Source organism: Pseudomonas sp. NPDC090208, from assembly GCF_044746785.1.
Taxonomy (GTDB): domain Bacteria; phylum Pseudomonadota; class Gammaproteobacteria; order Pseudomonadales; family Pseudomonadaceae; genus Aquipseudomonas.
Genome location: NZ_JBIVCU010000027.1, coordinates 21,661 through 36,029, shown reverse-complemented (window position 1 = coordinate 36,029; position 14,369 = coordinate 21,661). Strand labels below are relative to the sequence as shown.

Annotated in this window: 11 protein-coding genes; 6 read left to right on the top strand and 5 right to left on the bottom strand. The window is 62.9% G+C overall.

The genetic code is table 11. The features are described 5' to 3' along the window. Nucleotides 1-91 precede the first annotated feature (91 nt). Together ACIPL0_RS29370 and ACIPL0_RS29365 are read right to left on the bottom strand one after the other, a co-directional pair. Nucleotides 92-1,711 carry a glucan biosynthesis protein gene (locus tag ACIPL0_RS29370; protein ID WP_400602493.1) on the bottom strand — a complete coding sequence of 540 codons (1,620 nt, stop codon included), beginning with the start codon at nucleotides 1,709-1,711 and terminating at the stop codon, nucleotides 92-94. A 180-nt stretch (nucleotides 1,712-1,891) separates the two neighbouring features. Next, nucleotides 1,892-2,521, bottom strand: coding sequence for a LysE family translocator (locus ACIPL0_RS29365; protein ID WP_400602495.1), 630 nt, complete (start codon nucleotides 2,519-2,521; stop codon nucleotides 1,892-1,894). A 135-nt stretch (nucleotides 2,522-2,656) separates the two neighbouring features. On the opposite strand from ACIPL0_RS29365, the gene ACIPL0_RS29360 reads away from it, so the two are divergent. Continuing rightward, nucleotides 2,657-3,148: an Lrp/AsnC family transcriptional regulator gene (locus tag ACIPL0_RS29360; RefSeq protein ID WP_400602497.1), complete on the top strand. Its 492-nt coding sequence runs from the start codon at nucleotides 2,657-2,659 to the stop codon at nucleotides 3,146-3,148. 440 nt (nucleotides 3,149-3,588) lie between these two features. On the opposite strand, the gene lpdA is transcribed toward ACIPL0_RS29360, so the two are convergent. Together lpdA and ACIPL0_RS29350 are read right to left on the bottom strand one after the other, a co-directional pair. After that, nucleotides 3,589-4,989, bottom strand: a complete 1,401-nt coding sequence (gene lpdA / locus ACIPL0_RS29355; protein WP_400602499.1) for a dihydrolipoyl dehydrogenase — start codon at nucleotides 4,987-4,989, stop codon at nucleotides 3,589-3,591. A 219-nt stretch (nucleotides 4,990-5,208) separates the two neighbouring features. Further along, nucleotides 5,209-5,850 carry a CDP-alcohol phosphatidyltransferase family protein gene (locus ACIPL0_RS29350; protein ID WP_400602501.1) on the bottom strand — a complete coding sequence of 214 codons (642 nt, stop codon included), beginning with the start codon at nucleotides 5,848-5,850 and terminating at the stop codon, nucleotides 5,209-5,211. A 540-nt stretch (nucleotides 5,851-6,390) separates the two neighbouring features. On the opposite strand from ACIPL0_RS29350, the gene fae reads away from it, so the two are divergent. The 4 genes from fae to ACIPL0_RS29330 all read left to right on the top strand — a co-directional run bounded on the left by fae (nucleotide 6,391) and on the right by ACIPL0_RS29330 (nucleotide 10,912). Further along, nucleotides 6,391-6,903 (top strand): formaldehyde-activating enzyme, encoded by a 513-nt coding sequence (gene fae / locus ACIPL0_RS29345; RefSeq protein WP_400602502.1) that lies wholly within the window; start codon nucleotides 6,391-6,393, stop codon nucleotides 6,901-6,903. 10 nt (nucleotides 6,904-6,913) lie between these two features. Then, on the top strand, nucleotides 6,914-7,948 hold the full coding sequence (locus ACIPL0_RS29340) for an aldo/keto reductase (RefSeq protein ID WP_400602504.1): 1,035 nt from the start codon (nucleotides 6,914-6,916) through the stop codon (nucleotides 7,946-7,948). Further along, nucleotides 7,945-9,378 (top strand): NAD-dependent succinate-semialdehyde dehydrogenase, encoded by a 1,434-nt coding sequence (locus tag ACIPL0_RS29335; protein ID WP_400602506.1) that lies wholly within the window; start codon nucleotides 7,945-7,947, stop codon nucleotides 9,376-9,378. Before ACIPL0_RS29340 ends, ACIPL0_RS29335 begins: the two co-directional genes overlap by 4 nt. Before the next feature lie 172 nt (nucleotides 9,379-9,550). Continuing rightward, nucleotides 9,551-10,912, top strand: a complete 1,362-nt coding sequence (locus tag ACIPL0_RS29330) for an MFS transporter (protein WP_400602508.1) — start codon at nucleotides 9,551-9,553, stop codon at nucleotides 10,910-10,912. Nucleotides 10,913-11,145: 233 nt separating this feature from the next. On the opposite strand, the gene ACIPL0_RS29325 is transcribed toward ACIPL0_RS29330, so the two are convergent. Then, on the bottom strand, nucleotides 11,146-12,021 hold the full coding sequence (locus tag ACIPL0_RS29325; protein WP_400602510.1) for a LysR substrate-binding domain-containing protein: 876 nt from the start codon (nucleotides 12,019-12,021) through the stop codon (nucleotides 11,146-11,148). A 380-nt stretch (nucleotides 12,022-12,401) separates the two neighbouring features. Between ACIPL0_RS29325 and hflK the strand changes: the two genes are divergently transcribed. Then, the gene (gene hflK / locus ACIPL0_RS29320; protein WP_400602512.1) at nucleotides 12,402-14,366 is read left to right on the top strand and encodes a protease modulator HflK; all 1,965 of its coding nucleotides are present in this window, start codon (nucleotides 12,402-12,404) and stop codon (nucleotides 14,364-14,366) included. The last annotated feature ends 3 nt before the right edge of the window (nucleotides 14,367-14,369 follow it).

Here is a 14,369-nt window from a genome sequence, read left to right as displayed (position 1 = left end):
ATGGGGTGTGTCAGTCGGCGTTGTGCTGCCTGATCTGATGCCTTCGCGAGCAGGGCTCCCTCCCACAGGTCAGGTGTTCAACCTGCCCTTATCATGTATACCGCCGCTTGTCCGGCGCCGGCGGGAAGTACTGGTACAGCCAGGTTTCGCTCAGGGTGCGGTCGCCGGTCTTGATGTACATGCGCATCTCCACCGGGTCCACCGAGTCGCTGGTCGGGTACCAGTCGAAGGTCACGCGGAAGCCCTTGATGTCCGGCAGCACCAGCACGTTGAAGTCCTGCACCTTGCCGCTGGACACGGTAACGATCGGCTCGATCCCCGAACCTTCCGGCAGACGGTCCAGACCGCCGCCGTTGAAGTCCACGGCAAAACGCCGCGCCCAGACGTCCGGGTAATGCTCGCCTGGCGCCCAGCCTTCGATGAAGCCGCCCATGCCCGAACGAGTGGCATGAACCTGCGCCAGCGGCGTGCTCACCGGTGGCAGCGGGCTCCAGTACAGCTTGTAGCCGTAGTTCATCGACATACCGGCCTTGACCGGGTCGCGCGGGTTCCAGAACGCGACGATGTTATCCAGCGTCTCGCCCGTGGTCGGCAGCTCCAGCAGATCGATGGAGCCTTCGCCCCATGGCGTGGTCGGTTCGACCCACAGGCTCGGCCGGCGGTGATACCAGTCGACGGTGTCCTGATAGGTCTTGAAGTCGTGGTCGGTCTGCACCAGGCCGAAGCCTTTCGGGTCCTTGTCGGCGAAGGCGTTGAACTGCAACTTGGCCGGGTTGTTCAGCGGTCGGCAGATCCACTCGCCGTTGCCGCGCCACATGGCCAGGCGGTCGGAATCGTGGATTTCCGGGTGGATGGTGTCGCACATGCGCCGTTCATGGGTGCCGCAGCTGAACATGCTGGTCATGGTGGCGATGCCCAGTTGTTCGATGTCGGCGCGGGCGTTGATGTGCGCGTCGATGTCCATCACCACGCGTTCGGCCTGGCAGTCGATGTCGAAGCGATAGGCACCGGTGGCGCTCGGCGAGTCCAGCAGCGCGTAGACCACGAAGCGAGTGGCGTCCTTGGTCGGCTTCTCGAACCAGAACTTGGTGAAGTCGGGGAATTCTTCCGGGCGGTGGGCGTAGGTGTCGATGGCCAGACCGCGTGCCGACAGGCCGTACTGCTTGTTGCTGTCGATGGCGCGGAAGTAGCTGGCGCCAAGGAACGACAGGATGTCGTTGATGGCGATTTCCGGGGCCTTGAACAGTTTGAAACCGGCAAAGCCGAAGTCGCCCTTGAGCTGGCTCTGGTCGATGCGGCTGGCTTCGTAGTTGAACAGCTCGGGGCGGAAATGCACTTCGCGCGACTGCTGGGTCGCCGGGTCGACGCTGTACATGCGCACTGGCGTCTTGAAGCCGGCGCCGACGTGGAAGAAATGCACGTCCAGCTGGCCTTTGACGTCGTTCCACAGGGAGTGACCGGCGTCGTACTTGATCGCGTTGAACTGCTGAGGCGTCATGTTCGCCAGGGTCGGCGGCAGGTTCTGCTTGGTGCTGACGTAAGCCTTGCCGGCCATGTCTTTGGCGGTCTGCTGCAAGGTCTTGAAGTCGAAATGCTCGATGTCGCCATCGGCTGCGGCGGCCAGGGCGCGTGCTGCAAAAAGGCCGGAGGCGGGCAGCGCGCTATAGGCTGCCAGCGCCATGGAAGCTTTCAGGAGATTCCTGCGATTCATAAGGTGAAGCCTCTGAAGAAATGCCGTGCCTCCTGCACCTGAACATGCGCTTTCCCGATCCTTGCCGAACGCAAATTACCAACAAACAGATAACAATCGCGGCATCTTGTTCGCAAAAAGATAAAAAATCATTGGCGACGTGCATTTCAGAGTGCCATCAGATTGTTGCCAATTGTGTGTTCAGGCCTGCTGGATGAACGCCAGGCGCACGGCGAACCCGATCAGCAGGCTGCCAAATAGCCATTGCTGCACGCGCTGGGCGGTCTGGCTGCGTGCCAGCCAGCCGCCGATCCAGCCGCCGGCCATGGCGTAGACGCTGTCGAAGGTCAGGCCGACCAGCAGCAGAATCACCCCTAACTCGACGAATTGCCCGGCCACGGAACCGGCGTGGGGATCGATGAATTGCGGCAGCAACACCGAGCAGAACAGCAGCGCCTTGGGGTTGAGCAGGTTAGTCAGCACGCCGCGCAACATCGCCGTGCGCCAGGTGATGCTCGCCTCACCGGTGCTGCCGTGCGCCGCGCCACTCAGGGCGCCGGGTCTGAACATCTTCAGGCCCAGCCACAGCAGGTACGCCGCACCGACCACGCGCACGGCCTCGAACGTCCACGGCGACACCCTGAACAGCGCCGCCAGTCCCAGTGCCGCCAACGCCACATGGCAACCCCGGGCGATGGCCAGCCCCAGCGCTGTCGCCAGCGCTTTGCTGCGGCCGTGGCGAGCGCCGGTCTGCAGCAACAGGATCATGTCCGGCCCCGGCACCAGCAGGATCATCGACAGGGCCACGATAAACAGCGCTATGTCTTCCATTGTTCGGCTCTCAGGGCAGGGATAACGGAAGAAAATTCTACGGGCGAAGGGCGGGGCAGGTGCTTGCGTGTTTGACCCTGAAACTACGTAGTATTGGCAGCTTCTGCCTTTATTAATCGCCAAAAGGTGTCGGTTATGCCAAATCATTTGAATGTCCGGCTGGACGCCTACGACCGCCGCATCCTCACTGCCCTGCAACGGGATGGCCGCCTGACCAACGTGCAACTGGCTGACGAGATCGGCCTGTCGGCGTCGCCGTGCTTGCGCCGGGTGCGGCAACTGGAAGAAGCGGGGGTGATTCGCGGTTATCAGGCGGCACTGGACGCCGATGCGCTCGGCCTGGGGATGACGGTGTTCATTGGGGTCAAGGTCGACCGTCACCACGAAGATGAGGCGCAGAAATTTCATCAGATGGTGTCGGCGTTGCCGGAAGTGATCTCGGCGTACCTGGTGTCCGGCGAGTCGGACTTTCTCCTGCATGTGGTGGTGCCGGACCTGCGCAGCTACGACCGTTTTCTCACCGAAACCCTGTTGAAAATGCCCAGCGTGCGGGATATCCGCAGCAACTTCGCAATCCGCACGCTCAAGGCGCAAGGGCCGCTGCCGTTGGGGCATTTGCCGGTGTGAGTCATGTTTCGAGACGCCTTGGACCTTGTGGGAGGGAGCCCTGCTCGCGAATGCGGTGTGTCAGACGATGTTGTGCTGCCTGATCTGACGCTTTCGCGAGCAGGGCTCCCTCCCACGGGTTTTGCGTCGTTTACAAAAACTGCAGCGGGCAATGATTCTGTAGGAGCTGGCTTGCCCGCGAATGGGGTGTGTCAGTCGAAGTTGTGGTGCCTGATCTGACGCTTTCGCGAGCAGGGCTCCCTCCCACGGGTTTTGCGTCGTTTACAAAAACTGCGGCGGGCAATGATTCTGTAGGAGCTGGCTTGTCCTGCGACCGGCTGCGTAGCAGTCGTAAAACCTGCACATACAGTCTGTCTGGCACACCGTATCTACCGGGTTTGCTGCCGGTTCCCGGCAGGTCGCAGGGCAAGCCAGCGCCTACAAATGGACAACCATCGGCGTTACGCCTGTGTGGTATGCCCGCCCGCCCCCATCGCCGCCTGGCGCAAGGCCTCGGAGCGGGTCGGGTGAGGGTGGCAGGTCAGGGCGATGTCTTCGGCCGAGGCGGCGAACTCCATGGCCACGCAGTACTCGGCGATCATCTCGCTGACGCTTGGTCCCACAAGGTGTACGCCGAGGATCTCGTCGGTGCGCTCGTCGGCCAGCACTTTGGCGAAGCCGTCGGTTTCATGGTTGACCTTGGCCCGGCTGTTGGCGCTGAACGGGAATTTGCCGATCTTGTAAGCGCGGCCCTCGGCCTTCAACTGCTCCTCGGTCTTGCCGACGCTGGCCATTTCCGGCCAGGTGTAAATGACGTTGGGGATCAGGTTGTAGTTGAGCTCGCTCTTCTTGCCGACGATGCGTTCCACGCAGACCCCGGCTTCGTCCTCGGCCTTGTGTGCCAGCATCGGCCCGGAGGTGACGTCGCCGATCACCCAGATGCCGTCCACGGCGGTGCGATGGCCGTCATTGGCGAGCATGCCGCGTTTGTCGACTTCCAGGCCGACGGTTTCCAGCCCCAGGCCCTTGGTATACGGGCGACGACCGATGGACACCAGCACGTAATCGGCTTCGATCATCTCCGATTCGCCGCCGGCAGCCGGTTCGACGCTCAAGGTCACGCCGCTTTCGCCGGCCACCGCCGAGGTGACTTTCGAGCTGAGCTTGAAGGACATGCCCTGACGCGCGAGGGAGCGCTGCAGGGTCTTGCCGGCTTCCAGGTCTGTGCCGTGGGCGACGTGGTCGAGAAACTCTACCACCGTGACCTTGGCCCCCAGGCGCCGCCATACCGAGCCCAGTTCCAGACCGATTACGCCTGCGCCGATCACCACCAGGTGCTTCGGCACTTCGCTCAGCGACAGCGCGCCGGTGGAATCGATGATGCGCTGGTTGTCGATGGTCACGCCCGGCAACGGCGTCGGCTCGGAGCCGGTGGCAATGATGATGTCCTTGGCGGTCAGCTCGGTTTCCGTGCCGTCGGCGGCAGTGACGATGACCTTGCCCGGCCCGGCGAGACGGCCCCAGCCCTTGATCCACTCGGCTTTGTATTTGCGGAACAGAAACTCGATGCCCTTGGTCAGGCCCGTCACGCTTTCGGCCTTCTGCGCCATCATCTGCGCCAGATTCAGGGTCGGTGTGACCTCGATGCCGAGCTTCTTGAACTCGTCGCCAGCAGCCGCTTCATACAGCTCCGAGGCGTGCAGCAGCGACTTGGACGGGATGCAACCGACGTTCAGGCACGTGCCGCCGAGGGTGTCGCGGCCTTCGACACAGGCCACTTTCAGGCCTTTCTGACCGGCATGGATCGCCGCGTTGTAGCCGCCGGGGCCGCCGCCGAGGATGACAACGTCGTAGTGACTCATGTGCGTACTCCTGATTAAGAAATCGACAGTGGAGGCAAGCGTAGACCGCGCCGGGGAAAAGTCCTGAACCGTTGGCGGTTTGAATTACGCCCGTAATATCCGCTCGAAGCAAAACTGAGGTCAAGGGTGGAGGTTTTCAAGAGGGCGGTTGCAGCGAGGAAAAAACGCCTGTGGATAACCTGTAGGCAGCTTGTGTGTAAAGCTGTTGAAACAGTGCGCTCACTCTTCGGCCATGGCCTTCACTGGAGCAGGGGTCACCGGCCTGACGGTTTCCTTCAGAGCGTTCCTGATGCGCTTGCCGATGGTCACCAGCAGCAGGATCGCCATCACCGCCAGGAGGATATTGATCGGTGCGGTCGGCAGGTGACCCGAGGCGATTCCTGCGCCGAAAACGGCAAAAAACAGCAGGCACAGACCGCTGCTCATCGGCCCGTCACGGCGGCGGGAAGCCTTGATCAAAGGGCCGAGCAGACCGGCGAATTCGCTGAAAATTGCCAGCAGCACCACCAGCAGGGTCAGCAGCACGCTGACCTTTGGAATCACCGCAAACGGCAGAAATAGAGCGGTTACCGCGATGACCCGGCTGAACTCGCGGGCGCAGATACTGGCTTTCGAGAGCTGACCGAATTCGGTTGCCAGCAGGGTTTCCACGGAAAGAAACAGCACGCGGAGCACGACCCAGATCGGGATCAGCGCGAAGATCCAGCGGTGGAAAGCAAACGCCGCGACCAGCACGCCGACCGCCAGCGAAATGAGCCCGGCGCAGAGCGTCACATGCACCGCGCGAACCCCGTCATCGAACAACGTCCGGGCGATCGGGTGCAGCGCTTTTTGCAGCCAGGCATCGAGAGTGGTCAGCATCGCAGCGCGCCTCGTCCCCTGTGGATAACTTTGAGGAGCATAGTGCAAGTTGTAGGAGTGAGCCTGCTCGCGATTGCGCTTTGCCCGGCACCACCGAAGGCACTGAAACAACGCATCGCGAGCAAGCTCACTCCTACAGAATCCGTCAAACGAACACCGTCCGTGGGAGGGAGCCCTGCTCGCGAAAGCATTTGGATCAGACACCACAGCGTCGTCTGTCATGACGTCTTCGCGAGCAGGGCTCCCTCCCACAGGGTATGTGTTCATCAGGTAAAAGCCGTTCCAGCAGCGGAACAGGGCTATGACCCCAGCTCATACCCCCTTGAGTTTTTATGGTTACTGGCCCGCCAGACAGCGGTGATAAAAATCGCAGCACAGCTCATCCACAACAACAAAGAGCGCCTGCGACCATGACTTCACTGCACGCCCCGATTCCGTCCTGCCCATTGCGGCGCTCTTCGATTTCCTCCATTCGCCACGCGGTGCCCGGCACCTGCGTGCGTTTCTGATCACCCGCATTTTTCCGTTCCGGAGAGCACCATGAAAGAACTCGACCTGTACATCGGCGAAGGCTTCGAAGGCCCAGGCGTCAACGCAGCGCACATCAACATCCTGATCGGCCCGCGCAATGGCCCGGCCGGCCAGGCCTTCGCCAACAGCCTGGCGTCGCCAAGCCAGGGCCACTGCCCGTTCATGGTGATCGCCCAGCCGAACATCCCGGTCAAGCCGATGACCCTGTACGTGAACAAGGCCGCCATCGGCAGCGACCTGCACGGCAACGCCACCTGGGGCGCGTCCCAGGCCGGTATCGCCAAGGCGGTCACCGAAGCGCTGCTCGACGGCACCCTGCCGCCGGAAGCCGAAGACGAGTGGGCCATCGTCACCGCCAACTGGGTCAACCCGGCTTGCGACGACCTGGATGCCGTCTACCTGAACAACTACAACGCCTGCCGCACCGCGATCCGCGCCGCCCTGACCGGCAAACCGGAGCGTTCGCAATTGGCCGACGTGGTCAACCGCATCAGCAACCCGTTCTACACGCCAAAAGCCTGAGGTCCGCGCCATGCAATACATTCGTTTGGGAAATTCGGGCCTCGAAGTGTCGCGGCTGTGTCTGGGTACCATGAACATGGGCACCCCTGACTGGAAACCGTGGATCTTCGACGAGAAGAAAAGCGAGCCGATCGTGCGCCATGCGCTGGAAAACGGGGTCAACTTCATCGACCTGGCGGACTTCTACTCCGCCGGCGTCGGCGAAGAAGTGGTGGGGCGCATCGTCAAGCGTCTGGCCCGTCGCGAAGACCTGGTGATCACCACCAAGGTCGGCTACGGCACCCGCGCCGGTAAAAACGCCAGCGGTCATTCGCGCAAACACATCATGGACAGCATCGACGCCTCGCTGAGTCGTCTGGGCATGGATTATGTCGACGTGTTCATGCTGCATTACTTCGACGTGAACACCCCGGTCGAAGAGACCATGGGCGCGCTGAACGACATCGTGCGTTCCGGCAAGGCCCGTTACATCGGCGTCTCGACCATGCTCACCGGCCAACTGGCGAAGATCCTCATGGCCTGCGAGCGCAATGGCTGGGTCAAGCCGATCAACATGCAGCTGCAACTGAACTGCGCCTACCGCGAAGAAGAGCGCGAGATGATCCCGTTCTGCCGCGATCAGGGCATCGGCGTCTCGGTGTTCAGCCCGCTGGCCCGCGGCCTGCTGACCGGTGACGTGAAGTCGACCCGCAACCAGACCGACTTCTTCACCCAGCAGATGTACAGCGACGAAGCGTCGTTCCAGATCGCTCACTCCGTACAGCGCGTGGCGCAGCGTCGTGGCGTGTCCAACGCCCAGATCGCTCAGGCCTGGGTGGCCAATCATCCGGGTGTGGACTGCATGCTGGTCGGCGCCGACACCACCGAACAGTTCGACAGCGCCCTGGCTGCACTGGAGACCAAACTGGACGCTGACGAGCTGTACGAGCTGGAGCGCAACTACACGCCGTGCGACGTGATCAACGATTACACCGCCGGCAAACGCATCCTGCGCACCCCGCGCCCGGCCACTGAAGCCTTCAGCCTGACCGAGGCCGTGGCATGAGCGCGCTGATCCGTAAGGGACACTACATCGACGGCCAATGGACGGCCGGCGGCGCGACCTATCCGGTGTCGAACCCTGCCACCGGCGAGCTGATCGCCGAGGTGCAGAAGGGCGGCGCCGAGGAAACCGATCAAGCCATCGCTGCTGCCGAGCGCGCGCTGCCGGCCTGGCGCAAGCTGACCGCGAAGGAACGCAGCGTCCGCCTGAAGCGCTGGAGCGAGCTGATGCTGAGCAATCAGCGTGAGCTGGCCACGCTGCTCAGCCGCGAACAGGGTAAGCCGCTGGCCGAAGCCATGGGCGAAGTGGTCTACGCGGCAAGCTTTCTGGAGTGGTTCGGCGAAGAAGCCAAGCGTACCTACGGCGACGTGATTCCGAGCCACAAGGCCGATGCACGCATCGTCGTGACCAAGGAAGCCATCGGTGTGGTGGCGGCGATCACGCCGTGGAACTTCCCGCTGGCGATGGTCACCCGCAAGGTCGGCCCGGCTCTGGCCGCCGGCTGCACCATGATCCTCAAACCGTCGGAAGAAACCCCGCTGTCGGCCTTCGCTCTGGCAGTGCTGGCCGAGCAGGCCGGTATTCCGGCTGGTGTTTTCAACATCGTGTCGGGCGACGCTGTCGCCATCGGCGGTGCGCTGCAGGCATCGTCGGTAGTGCGCAAGCTGTCGTTCACCGGTTCGACCCGAGTCGGCAAGCTGCTGATGCGTCAGGCTTCGGACACCCTGAAAAAAGTGTCGCTGGAACTGGGTGGCAACGCGCCGTTCATTGTTTTCGATGACGCCGATCTGGATGCCGCCGTCAAAGGCGCCATGGCCTCGAAATTCCGCAACACCGGGCAGACCTGCGTCTGCGTCAACCGCTTCTTCATTCAGGACGGCGTGTACGACGCCTTCACCCGCAAGCTGGCCGAAGCGGTGGCGGCGATGCGTGTCGGCAACGCCCTGGAAGGCGAAACCGAGCAAGGCCCGCTGATCAACAACGCCGCGCTGGGCAAGGTCGAGCAACATGTCGGCGATGCGCTGGAGAAGGGCGGCAAGCTGTTGTGTGGCGGTCAGCGTCATGCGCTGGGCGGCACCTTCTTCGAGCCGACGGTACTCACCGATGTCAGTGATGACATGTTGATCGCCCGTGAAGAAACCTTCGGCCCGGTGGCCGCGTGCTTCCGCTTCAAGGACGAAGCCGAAGTGCTGCGCCGCGCCAACGACACGCCGTTCGGTCTGTCGGCGTACTTCTACAGCCGCGACATCGGCCGCGTCTGGCGCATGGCCGAAGGCCTGGAAGCCGGCATGGTCGGCATCAACGAAGGGATCATCTCCACGGAAGTGGCGCCGTTCGGCGGCATCAAGGAGTCGGGCCTGGGGCGCGAAGGATCGCGTTACGGTCTGGAAGACTATCTGGAAATCAAATACCTGCTGATGGGTGGGTTGTAAGCCCTGACGCATTTCCCTTGTAGGAGTGAGCTTGCTCGCGATGCGTCGGATCTGTCACTGCACGGGTGACTGATCTACCGCTATCGCGAGCAAGCTCACTCCTACAGGTGGGGTTTCAACACGAAAAATGCTGGTTTCGCTTCTCCGTCAATAACAATAACTGGAGGCAAACATGTCCGTTAAACCGGTACAAATCGATGATCTGCCCATCGGTAAATTCCACATCAAGATCGCCGGCCTGACCTTCGGCGCGCACTTCACCGACGGCTACATCCTGGGCCTGATCGGTATCGCCTTCACCCTGCTCAGCCCGCAACTGCACCTGGATGCCTTCTGGCAAGGGTTGATCGGTTCGTCGGCGCTGATCGGCCTGTTCCTCGGCAGCCTGTTCTTCGGCTGGATTTCCGACCGGCTCGGCCGGCAAAAGATTTTCCTGGTCAGCTTCGTGCTGATCACTCTCGCCTCGGTGCTGCAGTTCTATGCGGAAACCGCGATGCAGCTGTTCCTCTGCCGGGTGCTGATCGGCATCGGCTTGGGCGGTGACTTCAGTGTCGGCCACGCCATGCTGGCCGAGTTTTCGCCGAAGAAGCACCGTGGCGTGCTGCTGGGCTCCTTCAGCGTGATCTGGACCTTCGGTTACGTCGCAGCCACCTTCGTCGGCACCGCGATGCTGTCGCTGGGTGACGACGCCTGGCGCTGGATGCTGTCGTCGTCGGCCATCCCCGCCGCGTTGATCCTGATCGCCCGCATCGGCACCCCGGAATCGCCACGCTGGCTGATCAACCAGGGCCGCGTCGCCGAAGCCCGTGCCATCGTCAAAAAGCACCTGGGCGATCACGTGGTCATGGACGAAGAGCGCCCCAGCGACCGTCGTTCCGGTTACGCCATTCTGTTCAGCCCCGAGTACCGCACGCGGACGCTGTTCAACTGCCTGTTCTTCGTCTGCATCGTCATGCCGTACTTCGCCATCTACACCTTCTTGCCGTCGATCCTGCAGAAGATGGGCCTGGCCGAAGGCTTCGGCACCGAACTGATGCTGAACATGCTGCTGATCCTCGGCGCGCTGATCGGTATCTGGTGCACGGTGAAATTCACCCGCCGGGGCTTCCTGATCAACTCGTTCATCATCCTCGCCATCGCGCTGTTCCTGCTGGCGGTACTGCCGAGCAGCTCGACCTTGCTGATGGTCGCGGCGTTCGCGCTGTTTACCGTGGTGTTGTCGGCGGTAAGCAACCTGGTTGGCGTGTTCCCGGCAGAAAGCTTCCCCACCGAAGTGCGCGCCAGCGGCATCGGCCTGGCGACGGCGGTCAGCCGTCTGGGCTCGGCGATCAGCACCTTCCTGCTGCCGGTCAGCGTGGCCGGCATCGGCCTGAGCCCGACCATGGGCATCCTCGCCGCGATCCTCGCCATCGGTGCCGTCATCTCCTGGGCCTGGGCGCCAGAGACCAAGGCCCTGACGCTGAGCCAGGCGTGTGCGGTGAAGGAGGGGGGTGAATCCGTGGCGGTCAGCCCGACGCTGACATCACAGGCTTAACGCCAATCTCTCTGACACAAAAGAAACCCGTGGGAGGGAGCCCTGCTCGCGAAGGCGGCATTGCAGACAACAATGTGCTGTCTGATCTGACGCTTTCGCGAGCAGGGCTCCCTCCCACAGATCATGTGTTGTCCTGTTGGTTGGGGTTCGCACCGCTCCCGTAGCAGTCCGGCTTGCCGGCGGTGGCGTCTTCGAGATCGCTACCGCCGGTAAGCCGGACTGCTACGAGGAGTTCAGGGATTACTCGCCAGGCTCAACCACTCGGTAAACAGCTGCACCTTCGACAATCCCTGCTTGTCGTTGGGCACGTCGAGCCAGTAGCCGTAGGGGCCGATCACTTCCACCGGGGTGATGGGCAGCAGGCTGCCATTGGCCAGTTCACGTTCGATCATCTGCCGGTCGATCACCGCCAGACCGCCGCCGGCCAGGGCGGTGTTGATCACCTGATCCAGGGTGCTGAATTCCATGCCCTGACTGGCATCGACATCGATTCTGCCCACCGCGCTCAGCCAGTTTTCCCACACCTTCAGACGCTTGCCTTCGTGCAGGATGTGCAGCAGCGGAAAGCGCCGCAGGTCAGGCGCTTCGCCGTTTTCAAACAGCTCGGGGCTGGCAACCGCCATGTGCCGTTCCATCACCAGCAATCGACTCTGGCAGTGCGTGTCAGCCTCCAGGCCGAAGCGGATATGGCAATCCACCTCGGCATAGCCCTCATGGCTGGCCTGATTGGTGATGCTCAGGCTGATGTCCGGGTACCGCTGGACGAAAGTGCGCAGCTGCACCGACAGCCAGCGTGTGGCCCAGGTCGGCGGGGCGAGGATGCGCAGGCGCTGGCGCAGGTTGGGCACGCGCACGGCCTGCAACGCCCGCTCAATGTGATCGAACGCCTGGGCCAGATTCGGCGACAGCGCCGCGCCCGACTCGGTCAGCGACAGCCCGCGCGGCGTGCGGATGAACAGGGTGACGCCGAGATAGTCTTCCAGCTGTTTGATCTGCCGGCTGATCGCGCCTTGCGTGACGTTCAACGACTCGGCGGCCTTGCTGAAGCTGCGATGCCGGGCCACCTCTTCGAAGATGCGCAAGGTGTTCAGCGAGGGCAGTTGACGCATTCAGGCAGGCTCCGGCGCGACCTCGAAAATCGACGACGCACGCAGATTTGCACGGTGCGGGTCGAGGTCGGGCTGTGTTGTTTTTGCGGGTAATTTTGTAGGACGTATCTGACGCTTTGGCGTGAATCGATGCAAGGCCTCGGTGCAGAAATTCCGGGTTGGTCGTGGGCAGGGAGCGACTAACCTGTCTACGGGCTGTCTGGCCAAGGAATTTTGTCGCAGGGAGCGAAATGACCAGACGAAACTTTCACGCCATCTGTTATATCGTAACGCCCCACATATTTATGTTTCGGCATGTTTGCAGACCTGCGCTGCGAACCGTTGCCACGGGCTGGCGGGAAAGGTGATGACGCAAGCGTTGAGTACGTTCTGGAGTATCGATGCGGGTTGATCTGGATGTTGAAGACGCGGTGCCCGAGAACCTGCCACGGTTCCAGCGGGCGACGTTTCAGGCGCGACGCCTGGCGCGGCTGACCCAGGCGCTGGGTGCCATGGGCGTGGTGGGGCTGGTGGTCTCGCTGTTTGTCGATCTGTTCTCTCCCAATTCCCTGTGGACCGCGGTGCTGACCAACAGCGCCGCGAGCCTGCTGGTGCTGGCGGCGGCGTTGCAGTCGGCGCAGGTGGTCAGCCTGTGGCGGGCGCAGGTCATCGCGCCTGACGTGGCAGTGGTGGAGGGCGACGAGCCGGTCGAGGCTCAGGAGCAGGGCTGGTACGACCGCTTGCTGGCGCGGATCAGTGGCGCCGGCACGTCGATGGTCGGGCAGATCGGCACGCCGGTGTTCTGGCTGGCGGGCTGGGCATTGTTGGCGCTGATCAGCATTTCGCTGATCTGGAATCTGACGCTGGTCGGCACGTCCGTGGGCCTCGCCGGCAATCTGGTCGGCGGCCTGCTGCTGTTGATCGGCTTTGGCCTGCTGGTGCTGGAGCGTCAGTTCAGCAACGAGTCCGAAGGCAGTTGGCCGGAGGCCGAGCAACTGGCGCAGATCAGCCGCGCCGCCATTGGCACCTTGCTGATCGCCGCGCTCTGTCTGTTTTTCTCCTCGCCGGACCGCGTGTGGCCGGCGCGGCTGGCGGTGCTGATCGGCCTGCTGCCGGGGCTGGTCGCCGTCGAATTGTTGATCCGTGCGCTGCTGTCGATCTTCAGCCCGCGCAACGAACGGCTGGAGCCGCGTCTGGTTGCCAGCAGCTTTGTCGCCGGTTTGCTGCGCTGGCCGCCGCGCCCGTTGCTGGCGCTGCAGAACGAGCTGAGCAACCGCTTCGGCATCGATCTGCGTCAGGTCTGGGCCTTCACTTACATGCGCAAAGCGTTCCTGCCGGTGCTGGCGGTGATCGTCGCGCTGGGCTGGGCCTTGAGTGGCGTGCACGAAATTCCGATGCAGGGCCGGGGCATCTACGAGCGTTTCGGCAAGCCGGTGGAAGTCCTCGGGCCGGGCCTGCATGCCGGTCTGCCATGGCCGTTCGGTACCGTGCTGGCGGTTGAAAACGGCGTGGTTCACGAACTGGCGACCAGCGTTGCCGAAGCGGGCGGCGCCGACAAAGCCGCCGCCGAGCCGGTCGTCGACACGGCCGAAGGGCCGCCACCTTTGCGGGCCAACCGCCTGTGGGACGCCACCCATATCAACGACAAATCCCAGGTGATCGCCAGCGGTGCGGGCGACAAGCAGAGCTTTCAGATCGTCAACATGGACGTGCGCTTCGTTTATCGCATCGGTCTGAGTGACGAGGCGGCGATGGCGGCGACCTACAACAGCGCCGACATTCCGAGCCTGATTCGCAGCACCGCCAGCCGCGTGCTGGTCCACGATTTCGCCTCGCGGACCCTCGATGAACTGCTCGGCGAGCAGCGCACCGATCTGGCCGACGAGATCGGCAGCGCCGTGCAGCGCGATCTGAAAAAGCTCGACAGCGGCGTGGAAATCCTCGCCACCGTGGTCGAGTCGATCCATCCGCCGGCCGGTGCGGCCAACGCCTACCACGGCGTGCAAGCGGCGCAGATCAGTGCCCAGGCGCTGATTTCCCGTGAGCGCGGCGCGGCGGCGGATCAGGCCAACCTTGCGCAGCTGCATGCCAGCATTGCCCACGATCAGGCGGCGGCCACGTCCCGCGAAGTCATGGCGACGGCGCAGAGCGCGGACCTGCGTTTCAGTGCCGAGCAACAGGGCTACGCCAAGGCCGGCCAGGCGTTTCTGCTGGAGCAGTACCTGAGCCAGCTGACCCTCGGCCTGACCCACGCCAAAGTTCTGGTGCTGGACCACCGCCTGGGCGACAGCAGCGCGCCGACCATCGATCTACGAACATTTACCCTGCCGGCCGATCCTGCCGCGTCCCCCAAAGCGGCTGAATAAGGA

Excerpts from the sequence above, each read along its gene's own strand:
- ACIPL0_RS29370 (WP_400602493.1), bottom strand. The coding sequence starts at position 1,711 with ATGAATCGCAGGAATCTCCTGAAAGCTTCCATGGCGCTGGCAGCCTAT.
- ACIPL0_RS29325 (WP_400602510.1), bottom strand. The coding sequence starts at position 12,021 with ATGCGTCAACTGCCCTCGCTGAACACCTTGCGCATCTTCGAAGAGGTG.
- ACIPL0_RS29335 (WP_400602506.1), top strand. The coding sequence starts at position 7,945 with ATGAGCGCGCTGATCCGTAAGGGACACTACATCGACGGCCAATGGACG.
- ACIPL0_RS29340 (WP_400602504.1), top strand. The coding sequence starts at position 6,914 with ATGCAATACATTCGTTTGGGAAATTCGGGCCTCGAAGTGTCGCGGCTG.
- ACIPL0_RS29360 (WP_400602497.1), top strand. The coding sequence starts at position 2,657 with ATGCCAAATCATTTGAATGTCCGGCTGGACGCCTACGACCGCCGCATC.
- lpdA (WP_400602499.1), bottom strand. The coding sequence starts at position 4,989 with ATGAGTCACTACGACGTTGTCATCCTCGGCGGCGGCCCCGGCGGCTAC.
- hflK (WP_400602512.1), top strand. The coding sequence starts at position 12,402 with ATGCGGGTTGATCTGGATGTTGAAGACGCGGTGCCCGAGAACCTGCCA.
- fae (WP_400602502.1), top strand. The coding sequence starts at position 6,391 with ATGAAAGAACTCGACCTGTACATCGGCGAAGGCTTCGAAGGCCCAGGC.
- ACIPL0_RS29350 (WP_400602501.1), bottom strand. The coding sequence starts at position 5,850 with ATGCTGACCACTCTCGATGCCTGGCTGCAAAAAGCGCTGCACCCGATC.
- ACIPL0_RS29330 (WP_400602508.1), top strand. The coding sequence starts at position 9,551 with ATGTCCGTTAAACCGGTACAAATCGATGATCTGCCCATCGGTAAATTC.
- ACIPL0_RS29365 (WP_400602495.1), bottom strand. The coding sequence starts at position 2,521 with ATGGAAGACATAGCGCTGTTTATCGTGGCCCTGTCGATGATCCTGCTG.